Consider the following 20,430-nt stretch of genomic DNA (forward strand, 5'->3'; position numbering starts at 1 on the left):
TTACCCTTATTCTAAAAATGTCAACTTAAGGTAATCACCCGGTTGTAACGCCGCCCATTGTCTTAGAAGCTGCTTAAATTTAGTCCGGATATCATCTAAGGCTGCCTCTGTTAGCTGTTCAGGAATTGGGATGTTTTTATTCGCGAGGCTCTTTTGAAGCTGGTCATTGAAATCTTCGAAAACAGCGCCATCCGAAAGTTCAACCTGCAACAATCCAACAATATATTCGGTTTGTATCGCTTCAACAGGGATTTCGAAACCGCGCTGATTTGTTGGCTTATTAAATTCGCTGATATCAATCCCGCTTGCAACCTGGCCAAAAAATGAATTTTGCAGTCCAAGCGTGGTTTCTACGGCATAATGCATTAAATCATGCTGGAACATATTTGGGTGAAGGTTTGTCCAGGTTGTACTTCCGTCAGTTCGTACACAAGTGAGTGTGTCCGGCTTGTTGTTTCCTTTGGTTAGACGAATGATCATATTTTTTAAAGAACCAGTTGTGCGTATTATTTTAAAATATCAAAAAACAGATTATGCAACAAAGATTTTGACAGTTTGAATCTGCTATTGCAATAGCGCCAACGTGTTAATCCTAAAATAAAGGTACGATTTTAGCCCCGCGATTCAGAGGCTGTGTGAAAACAATATTATCACAAACACGCAATAACGTTCAACTTTTTGTCATTCTGTAGGAATCTTGTTATGGTTTATGTAAGGTGTTGTTTTTTAACAAGATCCCATCATAACGGGATGACATGTCTCAATCTAATGCGCACAAAGGTATTAAAGATGAAATTTGTGCAGCCTAAATATTGTATTCTTGTGCAAAGTGAACTAACGCCTGTTCAAATATTTTCATTGGCGGCCGTACCAGTCCAGCCCCGATTTGACCGATACCCGGTTCTTTATGCGCGATACCTGTGTTTACACGTGGACTTATACCTGTTTCAACCACCAACCGCAAATCGATGCCGGTAGGTGTCCCGCGAAAATCCAGGGGAGGAATAGTAAAATATTTATGTTCCCGGCAAGTGATTTCATACATTTCCAGAGTTGCGTTCAAGGCGTCTTGAGCCGAGCCACTTACAAAAGTTACGATTGCCGGAGCAGAAGCCATAGCGAATCCGCCAATACCTGCAGTCTCGGTTATTGTGCTGTCACCGATATCAGGGTTAGCGTCATCATCACCATAACCCGGGAAGTAGAGTCCCTTGGGAATCTGTGCCGGTGCGGTGAACCATCGATCACCCAATCCACTCACCCGAATGCCGAAATCCGTACCGTTCCGTGCCATTGTTGTAATTATTGTACTGCCATCAACGCCGTGGGCGGCATCTGCCATAACTTTACAGGCAGCCATTACCGGATTCAGGACACTTAAAGCATTGTCTCCAATTGTTTGCAGAACTTTGGCTGCGGTTTCACTGTCTTTGCACACTTTAACAACATGGGGCGCCAATGCCTTGAGGTAAAGAATGGATCCTGCTTTATTGCGGTTATGTCCTTCATCGCCCATGTGCAGCGCCTCAGAGAGCAGCGCCTTTATATCGATACCTCCGGCTGACTGTATGGCATCATGCAATACCGGAGCCATAACATCCTCCAGCCATCTCAAACGAGTTTGGACCTCCTGGTCGTAGGCGCCATAACGCAAGACTTTTCCATAGCCCTCATTCAGATTAGAAAATGCACGATTACCATAAGTTTTGTTTTCAATAATATAAACCGACATAGACGGCGAAGTAACACCTGCCATCGGTCCCACAGTTTGGTAGTGGTGGCATGGTTCAAGTTTAAATTCACCACTTTCGATGAGCACTTGCGCTTCCTGTTCATCTTTTGCTTTGTTTTCAAAGATAAGTGAACCGGTGATGGCTCCGCGCATGGGTCCCGAAGCTCGAGCCCAGGTAATTGGCGGTCCGGCATGCAGCAGCAGGTTATCCGCCATTCCCGGAATTACATCACGGGCTTTTCCCAAACCGGTTAGTACGGCTCGGGATTCCATCATTTTTTCGGTGGCTTCGTTATTTGCTTTTTCAATATTCATAAATGGCTCCAATTATTAACTTTGATTAAATGTTTCATCAGAAAAACAACTTTGATTTTGCGTCAAGTTTTTTTGCGATGAAATAAAATTACTTTGATTTGAAATTCGAAATCCTAAAATCTAAACAATATCTAAAATTCCAATTTACAAAATTAAAAACCGGGCAAAACTCATTTATTCTCTTCTGTAGGTTTCTTCGTTTTGTTTGGTGTATTTGGAATTGTATCTTTGTAATTTGTTTGGGATTTCGATATTAGCATTTCGAGTTTATAAAGCTTGTTTTTTTTGGCGGTTTGAGGAGAAGTTTCGCTAGTCTTTTATGTCTTTTTCTTTAGCCTATTTATTTTTCATCCGCTGCAGAATTGCTATTAAATCCTCATTGCCTCCCGCCGGTGGGCGCCAATCTACATGCACAACTGTTGCTGCTTGATTCTGAAGGCTCTCGGTGAACGACATCAATCCGACATTGATGGCTTTCATCGGCTGCTCAAGAACAGTTAAATCAACTTCCGGATAAATTTCCGGAGGTGATAAACCCTGCAAACGCTCGCCGACATATTTGGCTGCAGAACTAATATTAGTCTCAACATGTGCGCCGGCATCTTTTAATTGTTTCATTTGTGAGTTTATATCCTGGGGGTCCTCATCTGTGCCAACCAATACTATCACGAATTCTAACTCTCGTCCGGTATTTTTGGCGTTAGCGCGAGCCTTTTCAATAGCAGGAGATAATTCACCGGCAGGATCCGGGTGGGATCCATGACCCAGGACCACATCCAAAAGGATCATGGCAACCTCGGGATCGTTAGCTTCCTGAGAGAGACGTTCTAAACGAAGAGTATTATCCATCATTGGATGGGGGCGTCCGACTGTAAATTCATCTTCACCCAGATCGATGATCGTATGCTCTTTGCTTGTATTTGATTCCGGTAACTTGAATTCTTTCTTCAACGGAATATTAGAATATACAGCGGGTAAATAATTTTGCAGAATGAGCAATGTTTCATAAGCTAAGGTGCCACCGGAAAACAATCCCCGGACATAGCATTTCTGTGAAGTGAATTCAGCCCATTGAATTTGTTTAGATGAATCGGCATCGATCTTGGAATTAACAAGTTTAGTAGCTAGTTTTGCTGTTTCTTGCAAAGATGTTGCAAAGTGAATATTATTACCCATTTTTGCATCGGGGGGAATAATATGTCCGATGAAATTGATCACAACAGGTTTATTGATTTTCATAGCAGTTTGTAACAATTTAGCGGCAATCTTTTCTGAAGGCGGTTTTGAGATGAGAACGATACTCTTTGTTTCGGGATCACGACTTAGTAGGTTAAGGGCCTGGAATGCGGTTATGCCACCAACGTCCTTACTTAGATCTCTTCCTCCGGTTCCTATAGCATGAGTAATCCCGCTGCCCAATTGATGGATCGAGGCAGATACCTGCTGCAAACCGGTTCCTGAAGCTCCCACAAGTCCTATGGGTCCTTGCCTGATTTGATTGGCAAAGCCAAGGCCGACTCCATTGATAATCGCAGTTCCGCAATCCGGACCCATAATCAATAAGCCCTGGCTTGCAGCCTCTTTCTTTAGAGAGAGTTCGTCTTTTACGGGAACATTGTCACTATATAGAAAGACATGTTTATGCATGCGAAGTGCTTGAAAAGCGACATCAGCAGCATATTGCCCAGGTACAGAAACAAGTACCCAATTTGCGCCTGGTAACATCTTGGCTGCTGCTCCGAGGCTTTTGGGTAAATAATTTTGATCTAAACTACCGCTTCGTTTAGATAGAAGTGGATCGATTTGACTTAATGCTGATTTGACGGCGGTTTGATCAAAACCCTTTACACTGATTATGAGATCGTCAGCTTGAGCAGACTCAGCTTCGGCTGTTAATAGTCCGTTTTGCTTTAGTATGTCTTTGTTTATTGCAGTTCCCATCATTACGCCGACATTCACGATACCCGGTAGCGAATTAAGGGATGCTTGTAACTGCATTAGAACAACAGAATCATAATAAGCACCCCTGCGAATTTCTGTGATTGTTTCAGGCATTTTGATTTACATCACTTATATGAAGCTTATTATAGCTTATTTTTCAGGTGTCAAATAGGTGTCACCTTAGTCATTGTTTTAAATAACCTAAATTTCATTTCTAACATTTCTTAAATTAGTATAATTCGGCTTGGGTGTCATATAGGTGTCAATTATGGGTTGTTAATAGCATTGTGAAATGTGTACTTTATGCAATTGTCCTTGACTTTAGTACTTAGGTAGGTTAGCTTACGACTGCTTTACATTAGGTTACATTACTTTACATTATCTTTCAACTGTTATTCATGGTGAATAAAAAAAACCTGTAAACAGTCGATAATAGTAAGGAGGTAAATAGATTAACTACAAACAAAAAAGAAGGAGTGATATAAGAAGAACACAGCCTTCGATTGTTAATTTTAGCGTAAAACTACCGGCAACTGTCAAGAAGAAAGGGGTGTATTACATTTCTTGCTGTCCATTATTAGACGTTGTGTCTCAGGGTAAAACTGAAAATAAAGCGCTTGAGAATTTAATAGATGCATTGTCATTATTTTTTATATCATGCTTCGAAAGAGAAACCTTATTCGAGGTATTAAAAGAATGCGGATTTGCCCCTGCTTCTACTAAACCAACAAAACGTGATTTCGACAAATATATTGATGTTCCAATTCCATTTGAAGTAAACAAAGGGGTTTACAATGCCCAGGCTGTCCCCAGTTAGGTGGCAAGTTCTCAAGTGTATTTTTGAAAAAAATGGTTTTAGATTTGAAAGAGAAAGTGGGGTCATATAGTACTTTCGAAAGAAGGTGTACTGAGACCTGTTATAATCCCCAAATATAAAAGCATTGGCGTCGACATTATTAGAAGCAATATGCGTACAGCAAATATGACAAGAGATAAGTATTTCCAATATTTAAATGAGTGCTAGTTCTTTGCTCGCCAATATTCCTCCTTCCCTTAACCCTTCCGCTCCTCCCGGATCCTATCCAGGCTGCACTTGCACCCTGATATAATTTCGGGTGCGTACGAGACCCCTGTTAGCTTGGCTAACTGATTCATCGGGTGTCAATGCCCGACACCCATACGACACCTGGCCATATGTAATATATTGAGGTTTAAATCCTAATCGCCAATTCATAATTATTTGTTATTGTTGGGTTTAACGAATGAAGCCTGCCAGGCTCGAACTTGTGATCAGCTAAGTTAGGATCAGCAGGTGTAGAAAAAGTGACATCCGGCTTATCTTCTGTTGGCTCACCACTGGTGACCAAAAGTATCCAACTGCTTTGAAAGTTTAGAACGGGATGTGCCTCCATATTCCCGATAAACTTTAGCCCCAAGATCATCACTGTAAAACCAGTTTGATTTTTAGATATCACTAACAACAAGTAATAGTGTTAGTTCAACTCCTGCAGTAGGAAAATCGTTTTCCATAGTTACTCCTAGTTCAATTGACTGGTTTGAAAATTACTCGAGAAAAATGAACTAAGCATCCAGATCATATGCAATTTTAAACCATCTTTTCACATCATCATCAATATCTTCAATTGATGAGATGGCAAATCGGTGAGTAATACGATCTCCCTTCGCAATTCCTCCGGTATCGATCAATCGATCCGAAAATGAATCCTGGTATTTTTTTAATGCTAATCCGAAATCAATCCGCGTGCGGGTTGTGGGCTTAATTTGTGCAAAAACATTTTGGTGATAAAAAGGTACGATTGTTTTGCACGGACATATTTTAACGTCATTGCCAAGAGACTGGCCTAACTTGATCAATTTATCATGGATCGGACGAAGTCCGGATTTAGGGCCGGCATACATTTCCTTCACATAAAATTCTGCTATCTTTAAATATTCATTTGAATCCGTATCTTCGGATGTCTTACCTACGGAACGTTCCGCAATCAACATGGCGGTTGTACTCCCGAGTTTATGTTCTTTTTTCAGCCAATCTCGGCGCTCTTCTACCCCATTTACCCCGGATTGATTTACAAGCTCGATCCAATTCTCGATTGACTTGCCGGTCTTATCCGGAAGATTCCTGATAATTGCCTGTGCATAAGCTACAGCAGGATGGATACTATATATTGAATGGGTCATGCTTGTTTGCGTAGACATTGGTTTGAACTCCTAAAACTAAGGAATGAAAATATTTTGATTTTCATAATTTAAAATAGTGACAAGATTTAATTAATATAAGGTTCAAAGGTATGAATTTTTTCATTGGTTTTAAAGCAAAATAGTATTCAAATTAGCCTAACTGAATTATAATAATATAATTCAACTTGATAACCTTATTTGGTGATTTAAATTAGATCATTGAAAATACAAGGTTAAATTTGTTACAAGGTTAATTTATCATCGATTAGTATGACCACTTTCAAATGAATCCAAGAAATTACGAGGTGAGTTATGTTTGAGAAAAACACTTTGAATGGAAAATCGATACTTGTCACGGGTGGCAGCAGCGGATTGGGTTTATCCATGGCAAAACATTTTGCTAAATTTGGCGCTAAAGTGGCGATTTGTGGGCGAAACCAGGATAAGCTTAACAAAGCAGCTGATGAATTAAATAAAATCGGATCGCAGGTATTTGCATATTCCATAGATGTTCGTGATTATGATGGAGTCGGAAAAATGATAGAGCGCATAATCGACGAATTTGGGGAATTAAACGGATTGGTAAATAATGCTGCTGGCAATTTTTTGAGCGCAACAGAGGATTTAAGTCCTAATGGATTCAAAGCCATTGTTGATATCGTTCTTCATGGTACATTCAATGCAACACATCATTTCGGCAAACGATTAATCGAATCAAAAAAGTCCGGTACAATTCTGAATATCGTAACAACATATGCTGAAAGTGGTTGTGGATTTGTACTGCCATCCGCGTGTGCAAAGGCAGGTGTGCTTGCCATGACCAAATCTCTGGCTTTTGAATGGGCGACTTATGGAATTCGATTAAACGCTATTGCTCCCGGTCCGTTTCCAACGGAAGGGGCTTGGACTCGATTAATGCCCGACAAAGAAACGGAAGAAAAATTCAAAAAACGGATTGCTATGGGACGTTATGGTGAGCATTATGAATTAGCCAATCTTGCAGTTTATTTGATGTCGGATCTTTCACCTTACCTAACAGGTGATTGCATTACCATCGATGGTGGAGAGCGGTTACTGGCCGGGCAATTTAATTATTTGGCTGAAATTGCACCCAGACCGGAATTGAGAAAAGTATTACAGATGATGAAACCGAAAAAATGATGATTTGCGAATGGGGAATTAGGATTGCGGAATGGGGAATTAGGATTGCGGAATGGGGATTTGGGATTGCGGAATAACTTATCTAATAGGAGGGAATAGAATTCTAAATTTCTAAATTAATCGAAATAAATTCCGAACTCCGAAATCAAAATGATTTACGAATGGGGAATTAGGATTGTGGAATGGGGATTTGGGATTGCGGAATAATTTATCTGAAGAAGAAGCTGACGAATCATTATTTTAGTTAGAATTATTGGTTGAATCTAAAGTTATTCCTCAGAATCGAATTGAAGATTTGATGGAAGAAGCTAATGAGATAGTATCGATTATCATTGCATCTATCAAAACAGCTAGAAAAAATAAAGAGAAATGAATAGAAGAATTTCTAAATTTCCAAATTAATCAAAATAAATTCTAAATTCCGAACTCCGAATTCCGAAATCAAAATGATTTACGAATGGGGATTTAGGATTGCGGAATATTTATTGGTGAAAGACTAAATGCTTTTAATTGGAAGTTGACGAACACGTATTTGGCTGTCAGTTACACTTATAATCGCTCCTTGCTTGAGCGCTGAGGAGTGGTTAGTTACAATTTTTTTTAGCGTAGAATTAACATTATTTGGTTGCATATTTCTCAATCGAAAGATAATCACACTTGGTAATTTTGCTTTACTAGCTGCAACCAATTCACTGAAATCAAGGTCATGGGTTAATAGGATGAAACCTTCATTTTTTGCCTTATTTAGAATTTCAGAATCCAGCATTTTATTTAATTTGAGAGCACTAAGATGGATAGATTCGAATCCAAGTGCAATTAAGAAGTCTACTGTTTTTGGGGAAATACCCATATCTGCAAGAAATTTCATGCAGTAGCTTTTTCTAGTGGAAAAATTCCTTCATCTGTTAACCAGGCAGCATATTTCAACGACTCATAAATGTCTTCTGCTTCAAGGTATGGATAACTTTCCATAATCTTTTTGACAGTCATACCATTAGCTACCAAATTTACTATTAAGGAAACTGTTATTCTCATTCCCCTTATGCAAGCCCGTCCACTCATCACATTTGGATCAAAAGTTATCCGATCGAATCCTAACATTTTCGCCTCTAATTTTTTGAACAACCATTTACTAATTTTGCAATACGTTTATAAACAAATTAACAAAATTATTTTTCAATCACAACTTGAAATTGTAAACTCATTCTAAACAAGATGAGTAGAGTGATTGAAATTTAAAATTGGGTTGTAATTTTAATTGAGTCAAAACTCCGAAATCAAAACCGATATGAAAACTGCCCTTCAAAACTTCTGTATGCATAGAAATTAGAGCCATAGTCATGATAGGAAATTCTTAATAAAGAAAAATTATTCGGCTGCCAGATAAAGTTTGCCATCCAGTTATTGGCAGTTTCGTTGCCTGTCTGTTGAGTGAGGGAGTAACCTACTTTAGTTATGATTGTTTTCCCCAATTTAACCTGGACACTTGGGCCGAGTGATCGAGTCCAGAAATTTTTAGGTGTCCAATAAGGTTCGGATTCGGGGTAAAAAAGATTCATATCCTGGTAAGCATAAACTGCATTCAAAAATAGGGAAGGGTTTCCGGAAAAGAATCGATATTCAGATTCGATGTACAATTCCAGCTTTTGATTATTATCAGAATACCAACTTTTCTGCACATCGCCACTGATTAATGTATTGGTGTTAGGCTTCCAATAAATATTTTGGCCGATTCTTTTTGCTTTTAACTTTTGTCTGATAGCCAAAGCTCCATCCAGTACTTGATTATATCTCGCATAAGTAGATGAAAATAATTGCCCCGGCCATCTACTTTTCTCTGAAAGAGTTTGTTGCAGTTGAAATTCAAACAATCCAAAGGTTTCTTCCTGGTCGAACCGAATATATCCCCCGGTGGTTACAAATCGCGTTTTCGGATGAACAAACCATGTCCCTCCCAATTTTAAACCTTGACCATAAGAAAACACTTTACCGACCGATTTTTTTTCTTCAAGTTGTCGATATATTGTCTCAGCTTGTAATTGCCACCGGGAAGTGACATATCTATTATGCAAAACCGAGACTTCGGTTAATTGTAGATTGTTTGAGTCATCCAAATATTTCAAAGACGAATTAAACAAAGGGCCATAATCTTGTCGAATTTCCAGGAGAAGTTTTGTGCTTTCCTGATGATAGGGATCAACAGACAAAATGTGTTCATATGATTTTTTCGCTTTCATCCATTGAAATGGTGTATATTGACTAAGCTGAGCCAAGTAGAATCGCGCTTTTTGATTTTCAGGTTCGAGTTTTAGTACTTGCCTAAAACTAATCATTGCTTCAGACTGGCGGTCGCTCCACATGGCTGTCTCTCCAAGCAGGAAAAAAGCTTCGGCATTGGTTGAATCCCGTTTGATAATATTCTTAAACGCATCGATGGCTTCGTCATTTCTATTTAATCCTTGTGCTTGAATTCCATGCTCTTTCCAAAGATTAAGATCGCCGGGATTTTTCCTCAGAATAACTTTCTGTAATGCGAAAGCCGCTTTGGGGCGTTCATTCCATTGGTATTGCTGGCTCAATTGCCGTATTGTGTTTAAATCACTTGGATCCAGAGTAACTGCCTTTTCATAGGCAAGCATCGCTTGTTCCGATTGTTCATTCCATGAATAAATCTTCCCAAGTTGCAGCCAATACTCGCGTTTTTTCTCGTTTGTTTTGACTAATTCTTCGTAAACATCAATGGCTTTGATGGATTGATCGGATTCGGTATAAAGTTCGGCCAATCTTTCTAATAACAGGGTTGAATTTTGGTGATGTTGCTTTTGTGTATCAAGTAAAAAAATTGCCTCGGGGTAAAAATTCTCTGCCTCGAGTAATTGACTTAATTCCAGCAAAGAATTAAGTGGTATGGATCCTGATTCCGCTAGAGCCCGAATTTTGGTTTTTGCCAGGCCAAACTCACCATTTTCAAATAATATCTTCACTGAACTATATTTATCATCTCCACTTGCAAAACTTACTGTCAAAGAAATGAACAGAAATATGATTCCAGAAATTTTGAAATATTGTTTCATTTTTCTTTCCATATTTATGAATTAATTTCTGGTTGTTTATTTTTTATTTTTGTTTCCTGTGAATCTTCATCAACTAAAACCTTACTACTCCTGAACCTCCATTTATCATCAGTATTGATAACTGACTCAATGGGCTGGTTTGCGAAAATGTAAAAATCGATTCTTTTCATTGAATACACTAAAAGCGGCCAGGAAATAGCAGTGGTTAATATTCCGGCGAGCAAAAATCCATACCCAAAATATTGGATTCCCAATTGAATTGAGATATATGTAAAAATACCGTTTAGTGCTGCAAACAAAATAGTAAGATACAAGGCTCTTTTTCTCATTTCATAATAGAGGAAAATGATATTAATATTCATATTAATTACATGAAAGAAAGCTCCAAGAAGTAAAACCCGAAATAGCCAAATCGAAACTCCGCGATAGCCCAGGAAAATAAGGAGTTGCTCAGCAAAAACAATCAGGAGTAGAGTGGTTATACTTTGTAATTTTAGCATTCCCCGCATACCCTCTTTGAGGGTAGTAATCATATCATTTTTCCGCTGTTTGACAATTAATAATGGCTGGCTAAGAATGTCTTTCATAAAGGAAGAGTAAGCTTTGTAAAAATTGGTTTCTGTTAGTATTAAAAAATAAGCCATCGCCGGAATAATACTAAAAAAGCTCAAAAAATAGGGTACATCGTAATAGTTGTAGGTGAAGAAAAAAGAGGTTCCATTGGATTCCTCGAAATGATCCCAAAATAGAAATTTGTCTATCCATATGCCTATATTAAAAAAGAGTCCAATTAAGGCGATGATATAGTACTTTTTCAGATAGACAAAATATTCTTTACGCCAATATTGTTTTTTTTCTAATTCTACAGTGGTTATTCGGTATAGCAGTACAATGATTAAAAGTTGACCCGAACAGAAACCGGCCATCCCGCCTGCTACGGTGATCGAGGGGATTAATAGAAAAGAAACGAGTATACTGACGATCGTTCCGAATAAATATGACCAGGTTACTTTTTGATATTCTTTTGTCGTGCCGACAAATCCCATTAATTGCCAAATGATGCATTGAAAAACAAAAGCAGCTATGCCAAATATTTTATATAAAAGTATGTTGCCTACCGGAGTCCAAACTTCCAATAAGACATAGAATGGGACAGCAAGCGCTAATGCCAATACCATGACTAATACAGTGGAAGTAAAATATCCGGGATAAATATCCTTAAACTCTTTGATAAAATGTTTGTCTGCGACATATCTTGTGAATACCAGTTGAAAAGGGCCCGAGAGGATTAATGAAAACGCAAACGTGTAAACGATGGTTACAGAGAAAACTTGAAGTATACCCTGGTGAAACAGGCCATAGCTGATCCAGCCTATGATCCCGATACATAATACTGTTAATATCATTGGACCAGCAGACAAAACAGAGCCAAACATAAAGGCCTGGATTGTAGAGACCAATGTGCCTTTTCGAATTAGCTTTTGTAACTCAAAGCCTATGCCAGCCATTTGGCTTTCTCCTGAACATTATATTGTTCATATATCTCTTCATAACGGTGAATAAGCCTGTCAAGATCATAATCCAAAATAGCTCTTTCGCGACCTCGTTTAATACATTCCAATCGATATTTGGAATTATGTGCAAATTTCATCACGCCATCTGCCATATTCTCCGGACTTTTTGGCGGCACAACTATTCCATCATCTAACAAAATATCTTCGACATTACCAACCTTGGTTGCAACAATGGGTACACCTGCCATGAGAGATTCAATTAAGGCAAGCGGTTGAGCTTCCTTAATGCTTGATAAACAAAGAACATCTAAAATCGGGAAGAACTTTTTCACATCAACCTTTCCTGTAAATGTAACCGAATCTTTTAAATCCAGGTTCTGAACCAGAATCAACAGTTCTTTATAATACTCCGTTTGTTCTTCCTGTGGTCCAATTAAATAGAAATGGGCATCTTTAATTTGATCCTTTATGATTCGAGCAGCCATGATAAAACTCTTAACATCCTTGATGGCAACCATTCGACCTATGAAACCTACATTAAAACCCTTATGCTTGTGAGGTTGGATGTCTTTGTATTGTTCAATGCGAATGCCGTTTGGAATAACTTCACAGCGGTCTTGCGGCGCCCCTAAATGGATTTGTAATTCCTGGTTTCTTTTGAATAAGGCAATAATTTTATCGGCATGGACATATGCAATCTGTGCCAGTGAATGAAACATTTTTTTCCACATTCGATTATTATAACCGGCATAATTTTTGGATTGATTAATCTCAAGTTCACGTTCTTTGGCGTAAATGCCATGCTCGGTTAAAATGAATGGTTTGCCGGTATTGACTTTGGCGATAGCGCCCAACAAACCGGCATAACCGGTAGAGACCGCATGGTAAATATCAGCATCCGGGATTTCAGCTTGAAACATTTTCAATAAAGGTAAATGGGTCGCTCGCCAGCTCCAGTAATAATCTATAAAAGGCATGATGGGGTGGTTCTTGTTGTATTTTTCCGTAAGCAGTTCCCAACCTTGGAAATCTTTGAAAATATTCTCGAGCGATAAAGCATTTGGTTCATTTCTGGAAAATTGCTTGTAAAATTCTGCAAATTGACAGATTTCTCCATTTTCCATTTTGTCATGAAATTGGTGAATCGTCTTCCACTGTTTGTTGACGTGATATCTTTTTGTATGGTTTTTTAGTTTGTTTTCTAACACAACTTCATGCATATCGACAACATTCTTTGGAAATTTAAATTTCGATGGTTGATTTTTTTTCGGTACAATCGTCCAAAGAACGAATTCCACTTCTGGGAGATTGGAAATTAATTGTTGCAACCAGATGGAGACTCCACCAAAGACGTAAGGATAAGCGCCCTCTATGATTGTGCAGACTCTAACTTTTCTATTCTTTGCCATTTTTCTTTTTTTTACTCAAAATATAAGTTAACAGGTTGAATTTATTGGTACGCTCCAGTCTGATCTGAACTAATATGAAGCCAAAAACAGCAGCCAGAAAAATCCAGTACTTTGATTTCAAAAGCATATAGTTGATTGACGAACTTGGCTTCAATACAATTTTCCCTGAGTTTGTAATGAATGATTCAAATGAAAGGGTTCCATGCTCATCGCTTTTTAAATATTGAATTGTAGAATAGATGAACTCCTGTTGTGAAAAAGCGCTGGCCTGTTTATAACTGTTCGTTTGAGAATTTAGCGGTAACTTTTTAATTGAAAAGTAGGCATTCGGGCTAAGATTTTTTAAAGTAGCATGAAAATTACCATAACCACGTACATACAGGTATATTTCATTTCCCTGGGTTTCCAGGGAATCCACCAGTTGGTTGGCATAATTGAGATACGGAATGGTTTTAGTGGGTTCCCCAAAAACGAGTTTATGCTCTTTCCTGGCATTTAGATGGATCAACAAATCCCCTTTGTCTTTCGTAAAACCTATAACATTTTCAGATAAAGAAAGATTAACTTCTCTTATCTCGTTCTTAAATCGAATTGTCCGGAGATTTCCATCATTTAAGAAAACATACTCATTTTCATCTGCCTGGTAAATTTTTGTGTTAATAAAGTCTTTGACTGATTTTATATAATCGGAAGTATAAACAAAAGTTAGGTCTTGCTGTTCAGCCCATTTAAGAACCTGTCTTAGCGATTGCCAGCCTTCATTCCATTCAACGATGTATGGATGAAAATAAATATTTACAGGAGCCACCGGTCTGTGGCCACCGGTGAATTGAATCGATTTAATTACATTAGAGTAGCCATCATAAGGCCATTGCCAGCCATTGGTAAATTCAAATTCATTGCTAATTCTGGAATTAACTCTCATTTTGCTACCAACCTGGCCATAAGGGGGATAAAACGTACTGATCGATGGCCGTTCCAAATCCAATTTCCCAGCGCCGCCATTTATATGTAAGAAACCTTGATTCTCCAGAAGATCGATTTCTAATTGATTTGGATTGCACATCCCTGTCCAAAAAAAGAGTTTCACCGATTTTCCCGGTGGGACAAGGTTCTCCTGAATATATTTGATTGATCCTACAGTTTCAAGAGCCGGATCATAGCTATAAGAATCGACTTTCAAGGATAATTTTCCCGTCCTCCAATCATGTGGATGTGCGAAGCCATGACTAGCCGGTTCTACATTTGGAAGACGGAAGATTTCTCGTGCCGCTTCAAAGGTATCATTGTTTCCGTTATAGGCCGGACTAACATCAGCTACTATCACAGAAAATGAAAACGGAAATGCAAATTTGGTTAAGATTCGATTCTTGGTTAATTTTCCACAATTGTGCCATCGGTTGATCTTGGAGATTGTACTAAATCCATCACCATCTATGTGAATAAAAGCAGTCCGATAACCACAAGTTGTATTGATATCTGCAATGGGTAAATCATCACAGTGGAAAGCTTTATCGAAAAATTTAAAGGGATCGATGTACCATTGTGCATGGTAAGTTTTAGTATCAATTTTTGAAATAGCTCCTTGCTGAATATATCCACCATTTGGAGTTAAAATTGCGATATCACTCTTTTTATTATCTGCCGTTAAAGATAAAAGGACTTGGTTTTGCGGATCAACAGAGATAATGTTTTCGATGGTTTCAGGTTTAAATTCAATGAATTTTGCCTCGTAATCATAAAACTGATCATTTTTAAAATCAATTTGTACATTTTGGTTTTTTAGCTGGTTGTAGTTATAGGTCAATCCGAAGTAATCACAAATTCTTTGAACTTCTTTATCATCCTTCTCAGTAGATGAAGCCCCTAACTCAAAGTGTGCTCCAAGATTACCCAGGATTACAACATATTTCCCGGATTGTAGCATTTCCATCAACCATTTTCTGTAACGTGCAGCCTCTCTCATTTCGGAGCTTCCAAACCAGGAAATAATGCCACGATAATCATTCATCTCATCCAGTGTCGGAAGATTCCCTTCGGCGTCTGAATAAGTGACTACCAGGCCCAGGTTGTTAAGCGGTAGTTGTGCATTAAAATAAATATTGTTTTGTTGTTCCGAATTCCCTTCACTGGATTTGTACAACGCTAGAATTTTTCGAGGAATCAGATTCGATTGTGAAAATGCGCTGCCGGTAAAACCCAGGAACGCCAAAAACCAAACAAAAGTAGAGAAAATGTTTTGAATCTTAATTTCCCCAGTATAAATGTGCATAATATTCCTCAACCTGGTGGTGGTGTACCGGCATGGTTTTCATGATCTTTTTAACAAAATCGTATCGTCCTCGGAGAAAGTAGATTTCAGCCATAACGATATAAGCCAATATCAAACTCTTATCATGACGTATCGCTTCTTTTAAATCCAATAGCGCCTGGGCATAATTCGATTTCAATTGAAAAGCCCAGCCACGATAGAGATTGTGGTTGGCATCATGGACGCCGTCATCAAAATTCTTATTTAATAACTCGATAGCTTTTTTTAAGAAGAAATTTCCCAGGACTTCACTGGTGACCAATAACCTGGTAAATTCGATATAGGTTTTGGCCAATTCGAATCGATTTCTATGATCGTTTTGGTCCTCTTCAAGAGCTTTTCGAAGCTTATGAATTCTCTTTTGCATTTCGTCTTCTAGTCGATCCAATTCTGAAGCCGTATACAAACGGACTTCTTCATCCTCATCTAATAACATGCCATGAAGCATTTGGATTGACAATGGTGTTCTACGTTCGGCAATTCTGCGGATCGCCTCTTTGCGAATATCCGGTTCAGGATCATGGACTGTATCCAGTAATGGCTCCATACCCAATGAGAATTCCACGTACTGACTGATATCAATCACTCCAAGCGCCAGTGCTTGCTTGGCTTCGCTTTGGTTTTCCGGCAGGAATCTAATATCAGATTGTGTCTGTTGTCGCTTAAGTTGTAGGTATCGTTCCCAATTCATGATTTAGTGACTTTTTCTTCCTCAGATGTTACTTGTGTAGTTTTTGAATTTAGCTCAAGAGAATGATATGCAAGGTTGAGCATATCGCCGAATGATTTTATTGACGGGTGATATGTCGCAGCGCCAAATGAAAGTTTTATATATTTATTCCAAGTATTATCTACTCCGTCTTGCGTTTGAATTTTTTTAATTCTATCGATTACCGTTAAAAGGCCGTCGGTATTTGTAAATGGCAGAGACATGATAAACTCACTGGAATGTTTACCGGTTGCTAAAATATCGACAGTTCTTAATAGGGTTTGGAACGTATGGCTTTGCCATTTTGCAGCTTCAACCCGAACTGCATGGCCAAGCTTTTGTTCAATTACTTCAAATCCGTCAACTTTAATGATTAAGATGGCAAATTCAAGCTTGTATCGTGCCGCTTTCGTAAATTCAACGTTTGCCATTGTTTCGAAGGAATCATATTTTGGTAAATTAGTGATCGGATCGATCTTGACCATATCCTGAAGATCCTGGTACTTTATGATGTTTTTGAGAGCCGGAACGGCAAGTTCGGCAATCATAGCTAAAATTCTAATCGTCGAAATATTCAATTTGAGAAATGGAATGTCATCGACGGTTAAAATTCCAACAATGACCGAACCCATGGAAATAGGCACATAAGCATAGGCTCTATTTTTAGATTTTTGCCAGGTATCAAATATTTTGTCATCATCAGAAATGTCTTTTATGGTCATGAGCTTATTTGAATTGAGAATCATCCCGAAAATATCGGATTTCAGAGGCAGTTTCTGGTACACATCTTCTGAATCCTCATAACCGTACCTGGCTACTCGGATTATATTATCATTTGGATAATCAATTACATAAAGTGAGACTTTTGTAGCCCCGGTGAACCGGGATGTTAGCTGGGTAAGTGATGAATAAAATTGTTTTTCATCTAAAGTTTCCAGTGATTTTGTTGCCTGGTACAAGGAGTGAACGGTCTCTTCTTGCCCAACAATTCGATTTTCTAGTTCCTCTTTTATAATTGTAATAATTTCCAGTTGCTCTTTTAATTTGCTGTTTTCTTTTTTCAGGTCCGAATTTTCTTTAACGATTGCCCGTTCAAAGCTTTTGTTAAATCCTCGCATTTCACCGACAATCAAAGCCGCAAGAAGGAATGAAACTAAAGATATCAGGAATGATGCTTCGGTGAGCATGGACCAGTTAAAGTACGGAGCGCTATCTAAATAGGCGTAGACAACCAGAATCAAGCCGGAAATGAAGGCAGCCACCAGGCCTTCCCATCGGCCAAATCGACTTGCTACGAGCAGCACTACAATTAAATAAGGATGGGGATTTAAGCCCTGAAAACCGGGTGAATCCGGAAACAGGAAAATATTCACGCTAATAATCAGCAGAAAAAAAGTCAAAAGACTAAAAGAAACATCTTTCAAATATCGGTAATTCATGAATAGGTTCCTACTTTTGATAATCAGTCAGGAATAAAATGTCCTCGAATTCTTCAGTTAAAAAGGATGAAGAATTATTTGCTTCCTGAGGCGTCGTATTTTGAGTTGCAGCTTCCAGTTTATTAATTTGAATGTTTTGTTTTAAAGATTGGACAGCTAGTTTGGAATCGGAATACTGGGGAAATAGGTCTTCAATGGAATACAATTTAAATAGTCGAGTGATGACACTATCCTGATAAACTAGGATTATTTTTTTATTATTTTTCCTGACAAATTTTTTGAGATGAATTAAACAAGCGATCCCGGTACTGTCAATATTACGAAGTTTATTGAAATCCAATATAGCAGCATTTCGTGTTGAGAGGTACTCCAATATTTTCTTTTTGAAAGCCTCACTATTGGTGGCGATCAGTGAATCCGGTTGTTTAATTCTTACTATAGAAAAAGTGTCCGTATGTTTAACTTGCAGTTTGAGGGTAAATGGATGATCCTTTGACCTGTCTGGTGCGGTTTTCTTTAAAGAACTAACCGCTTCTTCTAAAGAATTGAAAACTTCAAAAAACCGATGCAGCCTGGTAATTTGCAGCAATTTTTGAATTTGCATACTTACATTGGTGAGTAATAATTTCCCATTCATGCTCAAAATTTTCTTTCGAATATGAATGAGTGTTGTTAATCCTGCGCTGTCGATATATTCTAAGTTTTCGAAGTTTAAGATTACCGTATTGGATGGTTCAACAGAACCCAAAACCTGGAACTTAAATTCTTCCAGGTTGGTTTGATTTAAACTGCAATTCCGCTTGAATTGTACAAATATGAATTCTTTTTTATGTTGAATATCCAGATGCATATAATCTTTAATATTTTGCGTTAAAAGAAGCACAAGCTAACTCATCAATTATCGGAATATCGTGCAGTATTCATTAACCTGGACTATTCATGAACCTTTTCATCCAGGAAGAATCTATTTTGCAACTATTTTATACTTACAATTATGCTTTATCAATTTTAGGGAAATAGATCCCGTTGCGCCGGTATGGCACTTTGGACAACTTCAAGCTTAAACTATAATTTCATGAATTATCCAAGTTAATCACATTTTAGTTTGAGACAGATTTACAAATTACCCTAAATTTAGCGAATGATTAGACCATGGCAGCATACAAAAGTTTACTTTTTGCATCTTAAATAGCGCTGAACTAAAAATGAAACCTCTTTGAAAAAATACTCTGGGGGCTTAATGAAGAATGGTGTTTTGTGCTTGACAGGTGAATGAAAAGATACTATATTTCTACTTCCATTTTTGCAAGTGGCGCTTTAGCTCAGTCGGTAGAGCAACGGACTGAAAATCCGTGTGTCCCCAGTTCGATTCTGGGAGGCGCCACTAATTAAACCCCGTAATATTAATTTGTTATGGGGTTTTTTGATTGGGTTATACAAGCCGGTGAAGATGTATCTCATCATAAGTAATTTTCAAAAATACTATTTTATTCTTTGGTATCCGCCTATGATTAGAGTGCCAGGGTTTGATCTCTTCAAACCGAACCTGATCCAGCAATTTTGGCTTTTGAAACCGTTTTGTGTAATGTTTCCATGGCTTCCCCAATGGATTATTCAATTTTGGAATTAGCCAAAAGTAAATTCCAAGTGATTAAAAGTCAAGAAGAATATTAAATCTTTTTGATACAAATATATAAAGAAGAGCACAGGAGGTATAACAAAAACGAGTGTGTTTAAAAGTCCAAACTCACTCGTTAAATAACTAACCAAAGAAATTATGTAATTTTAAATTATTCTAGGATTGTATAATATTTAATATTTTTTTTGGGTGAACAATCTGAACATCTTTATAAGTTTTTGGAAAATGTTTTATATTCCTGGTGACTAAATAATCCGCGCTGGCTTCGATGGCTGCTGCCAGGACCTGGTTATCGTCAGGATCCGAACAGACATCTAATGTAAGCTTAGTATCCACAAGCTCGCAAGCAGCCGTGAGTTCAGCCACATGGCGATTTATTTCACTTTCCGTGAAAGGGTAATTCTTCCGGATGCGTGGATAATGGAGAACCTGCCAAACTTCAGACAATATAAATGGTGACAAATACAGTGTTTGCTTTTTAGATTGTTTTAAAACATTAGCGTCTTCCCCTTGAGGAGCTAGAAAAGCACTAATAAGGATATTAGAATCAAGGACAACTTTCATAGAAAGTGCTTGTTAATGTCATCTTTGACGAACGGCACGAATTGCTTCAGCTACGTCTTTATGAACTTGCTCCTCAGAGACATTCGGGTTCAAAGCGTGGACTTGTTTGAGATTCGCAAAAAGATTTTCCCATGCTTTTTCTTTGTTAGCCTTTGCCCTTTTAAGTACCTCTAAATCATCAAGAGAGAGTAGGACAGCTCTTGGCTTGCCGTTCTCTTTAAGAATATATTGATCATCACTTTTAATAGACTTGAGAAGGTTTCGAAGTTTGGTATTGGTCAAGTCTTTAAGGTCGACATCTTTTACCATTTTGGACCGCCGTGGTTTTAATCTAATTAACATAATTAATTGAGTTACTATTAACACTTTTAAGATACGCTAACGGTTTCCTATAGTCAAGAGATATAGGAAGTAGTGGGGATT

The 20,430-nt window shown here is 38.1% G+C and carries 18 protein-coding genes and 1 tRNA gene; 3 read left to right on the forward strand and 16 right to left on the reverse strand.

Going from position 1 to position 20,430, the window contains the following annotated elements:
* Positions 1-6 precede the first annotated feature (6 nt).
* From IIC38_14245 to fdrA, 3 genes are all read right to left on the reverse strand, one after another.
* Entirely contained in the window at positions 7-480 is a 474-nt protein-coding gene (locus tag IIC38_14245; GenBank protein MCH8127096.1) for a hypothetical protein, read from the reverse strand.
* Between the two features lie 325 nt (positions 481-805).
* On the reverse strand, positions 806-2,047 hold the full coding sequence (locus IIC38_14250; GenBank protein ID MCH8127097.1) for a DUF1116 domain-containing protein: 1,242 nt from the start codon (positions 2,045-2,047) through the stop codon (positions 806-808).
* Between the two features lie 336 nt (positions 2,048-2,383).
* Complete coding sequence (gene fdrA / locus IIC38_14255) at positions 2,384-4,102, reverse strand: acyl-CoA synthetase FdrA (protein ID MCH8127098.1); 1,719 nt, start codon at positions 4,100-4,102, stop codon at positions 2,384-2,386.
* Positions 4,103-4,574: 472 nt separating this feature from the next.
* Between fdrA and IIC38_14260 the strand changes: the two genes are divergently transcribed.
* Positions 4,575-4,805, forward strand: coding sequence for a hypothetical protein (locus IIC38_14260; GenBank protein MCH8127099.1), 231 nt, complete (start codon positions 4,575-4,577; stop codon positions 4,803-4,805).
* 394 nt (positions 4,806-5,199) lie between these two features.
* On the opposite strand, the gene IIC38_14265 is transcribed toward IIC38_14260, so the two are convergent.
* Together IIC38_14265 and IIC38_14270 are read right to left on the reverse strand one after the other, a co-directional pair.
* Positions 5,200-5,433 (reverse strand): hypothetical protein, encoded by a 234-nt coding sequence (locus tag IIC38_14265; GenBank protein ID MCH8127100.1) that lies wholly within the window; start codon positions 5,431-5,433, stop codon positions 5,200-5,202.
* A gap of 136 nt (positions 5,434-5,569) precedes the next feature.
* Positions 5,570-6,205 (reverse strand): DUF4287 domain-containing protein, encoded by a 636-nt coding sequence (locus tag IIC38_14270; GenBank protein MCH8127101.1) that lies wholly within the window; start codon positions 6,203-6,205, stop codon positions 5,570-5,572.
* Positions 6,206-6,499: 294 nt separating this feature from the next.
* Here IIC38_14270 and IIC38_14275 point away from each other — a divergent pair, with 294 nt between their 5' ends.
* Positions 6,500-7,348, forward strand: coding sequence for an SDR family oxidoreductase (locus IIC38_14275; GenBank protein ID MCH8127102.1), 849 nt, complete (start codon positions 6,500-6,502; stop codon positions 7,346-7,348).
* 496 nt (positions 7,349-7,844) lie between these two features.
* Here the strand turns inward: IIC38_14275 and IIC38_14280 are convergent, their stop codons facing one another.
* The 9 genes from IIC38_14280 to IIC38_14320 form a co-directional block, all read right to left on the reverse strand.
* Entirely contained in the window at positions 7,845-8,216 is a 372-nt protein-coding gene (locus tag IIC38_14280) for a DUF5615 family PIN-like protein (GenBank protein MCH8127103.1), read from the reverse strand.
* Complete coding sequence (locus IIC38_14285; GenBank protein ID MCH8127104.1) at positions 8,213-8,449, reverse strand: DUF433 domain-containing protein; 237 nt, start codon at positions 8,447-8,449, stop codon at positions 8,213-8,215. The genes IIC38_14280 and IIC38_14285 overlap by 4 nt, the downstream gene beginning before the upstream one ends.
* 176 nt (positions 8,450-8,625) lie before the next feature.
* Positions 8,626-10,422: a hypothetical protein gene (locus tag IIC38_14290; GenBank protein ID MCH8127105.1), complete on the reverse strand. Its 1,797-nt coding sequence runs from the start codon at positions 10,420-10,422 to the stop codon at positions 8,626-8,628.
* A gap of 14 nt (positions 10,423-10,436) precedes the next feature.
* On the reverse strand, positions 10,437-11,930 hold the full coding sequence (gene pelG, locus IIC38_14295; protein MCH8127106.1) for an exopolysaccharide Pel transporter PelG: 1,494 nt from the start codon (positions 11,928-11,930) through the stop codon (positions 10,437-10,439).
* A complete protein-coding gene (gene pelF, locus IIC38_14300; GenBank protein ID MCH8127107.1) occupies positions 11,918-13,345 on the reverse strand; it encodes a GT4 family glycosyltransferase PelF in 1,428 nt (475 codons plus the stop codon). The genes pelG and pelF overlap by 13 nt, the downstream gene beginning before the upstream one ends.
* Positions 13,332-15,617 (reverse strand): hypothetical protein, encoded by a 2,286-nt coding sequence (locus tag IIC38_14305; protein MCH8127108.1) that lies wholly within the window; start codon positions 15,615-15,617, stop codon positions 13,332-13,334. Before IIC38_14305 ends, pelF begins: the two co-directional genes overlap by 14 nt.
* Positions 15,592-16,347 (reverse strand): HEAT repeat domain-containing protein, encoded by a 756-nt coding sequence (locus tag IIC38_14310; GenBank protein MCH8127109.1) that lies wholly within the window; start codon positions 16,345-16,347, stop codon positions 15,592-15,594. Before IIC38_14310 ends, IIC38_14305 begins: the two co-directional genes overlap by 26 nt.
* Entirely contained in the window at positions 16,344-17,804 is a 1,461-nt protein-coding gene (locus IIC38_14315) for a diguanylate cyclase (protein MCH8127110.1), read from the reverse strand. The genes IIC38_14310 and IIC38_14315 overlap by 4 nt, the downstream gene beginning before the upstream one ends.
* A gap of 10 nt (positions 17,805-17,814) precedes the next feature.
* The gene (locus tag IIC38_14320; GenBank protein ID MCH8127111.1) at positions 17,815-18,687 is read right to left on the reverse strand and encodes an STAS domain-containing protein; all 873 of its coding nucleotides are present in this window, start codon (positions 18,685-18,687) and stop codon (positions 17,815-17,817) included.
* 428 nt (positions 18,688-19,115) lie between these two features.
* On the opposite strand from IIC38_14320, the gene IIC38_14325 reads away from it, so the two are divergent.
* A tRNA-Phe gene (locus tag IIC38_14325) sits at positions 19,116-19,188 on the forward strand.
* Positions 19,189-19,599: 411 nt separating this feature from the next.
* Here the strand turns inward: IIC38_14325 and IIC38_14330 are convergent.
* Both IIC38_14330 and IIC38_14335 read right to left on the reverse strand, forming a co-directional pair.
* On the reverse strand, positions 19,600-20,007 hold the full coding sequence (locus tag IIC38_14330) for a putative toxin-antitoxin system toxin component, PIN family (protein MCH8127112.1): 408 nt from the start codon (positions 20,005-20,007) through the stop codon (positions 19,600-19,602).
* Positions 20,008-20,025: 18 nt separating this feature from the next.
* The gene (locus tag IIC38_14335; GenBank protein MCH8127113.1) at positions 20,026-20,316 is read right to left on the reverse strand and encodes a hypothetical protein; all 291 of its coding nucleotides are present in this window, start codon (positions 20,314-20,316) and stop codon (positions 20,026-20,028) included.
* Positions 20,317-20,430 lie beyond the last annotated feature (114 nt).

The organism is candidate division KSB1 bacterium, assembly GCA_022566355.1.
Lineage (GTDB): Bacteria > Zhuqueibacterota > JdFR-76 > JdFR-76 > DREG01 > JADFJB01.

Excerpts from the sequence above, each read along its gene's own strand:
- IIC38_14335 (MCH8127113.1), bottom strand. The coding sequence starts at position 20,316 with ATGGTAAAAGATGTCGACCTTAAAGACTTGACCAATACCAAACTTCGA.
- pelG (MCH8127106.1), bottom strand. The coding sequence starts at position 11,930 with ATGGCTGGCATAGGCTTTGAGTTACAAAAGCTAATTCGAAAAGGCACA.
- IIC38_14305 (MCH8127108.1), bottom strand. The coding sequence starts at position 15,617 with ATGCACATTTATACTGGGGAAATTAAGATTCAAAACATTTTCTCTACT.
- IIC38_14270 (MCH8127101.1), bottom strand. The coding sequence starts at position 6,205 with ATGTCTACGCAAACAAGCATGACCCATTCAATATATAGTATCCATCCT.
- IIC38_14315 (MCH8127110.1), bottom strand. The coding sequence starts at position 17,804 with ATGAATTACCGATATTTGAAAGATGTTTCTTTTAGTCTTTTGACTTTT.
- fdrA (MCH8127098.1), bottom strand. The coding sequence starts at position 4,102 with ATGCCTGAAACAATCACAGAAATTCGCAGGGGTGCTTATTATGATTCT.
- IIC38_14290 (MCH8127105.1), bottom strand. The coding sequence starts at position 10,422 with ATGAAACAATATTTCAAAATTTCTGGAATCATATTTCTGTTCATTTCT.
- IIC38_14250 (MCH8127097.1), bottom strand. The coding sequence starts at position 2,047 with ATGAATATTGAAAAAGCAAATAACGAAGCCACCGAAAAAATGATGGAA.
- pelF (MCH8127107.1), bottom strand. The coding sequence starts at position 13,345 with ATGGCAAAGAATAGAAAAGTTAGAGTCTGCACAATCATAGAGGGCGCT.
- IIC38_14245 (MCH8127096.1), bottom strand. The coding sequence starts at position 480 with ATGATCATTCGTCTAACCAAAGGAAACAACAAGCCGGACACACTCACT.
- IIC38_14310 (MCH8127109.1), bottom strand. The coding sequence starts at position 16,347 with ATGAATTGGGAACGATACCTACAACTTAAGCGACAACAGACACAATCT.
- IIC38_14275 (MCH8127102.1), top strand. The coding sequence starts at position 6,500 with ATGTTTGAGAAAAACACTTTGAATGGAAAATCGATACTTGTCACGGGT.
- IIC38_14330 (MCH8127112.1), bottom strand. The coding sequence starts at position 20,007 with ATGAAAGTTGTCCTTGATTCTAATATCCTTATTAGTGCTTTTCTAGCT.
- IIC38_14280 (MCH8127103.1), bottom strand. The coding sequence starts at position 8,216 with ATGAAATTTCTTGCAGATATGGGTATTTCCCCAAAAACAGTAGACTTC.
- IIC38_14285 (MCH8127104.1), bottom strand. The coding sequence starts at position 8,449 with ATGTTAGGATTCGATCGGATAACTTTTGATCCAAATGTGATGAGTGGA.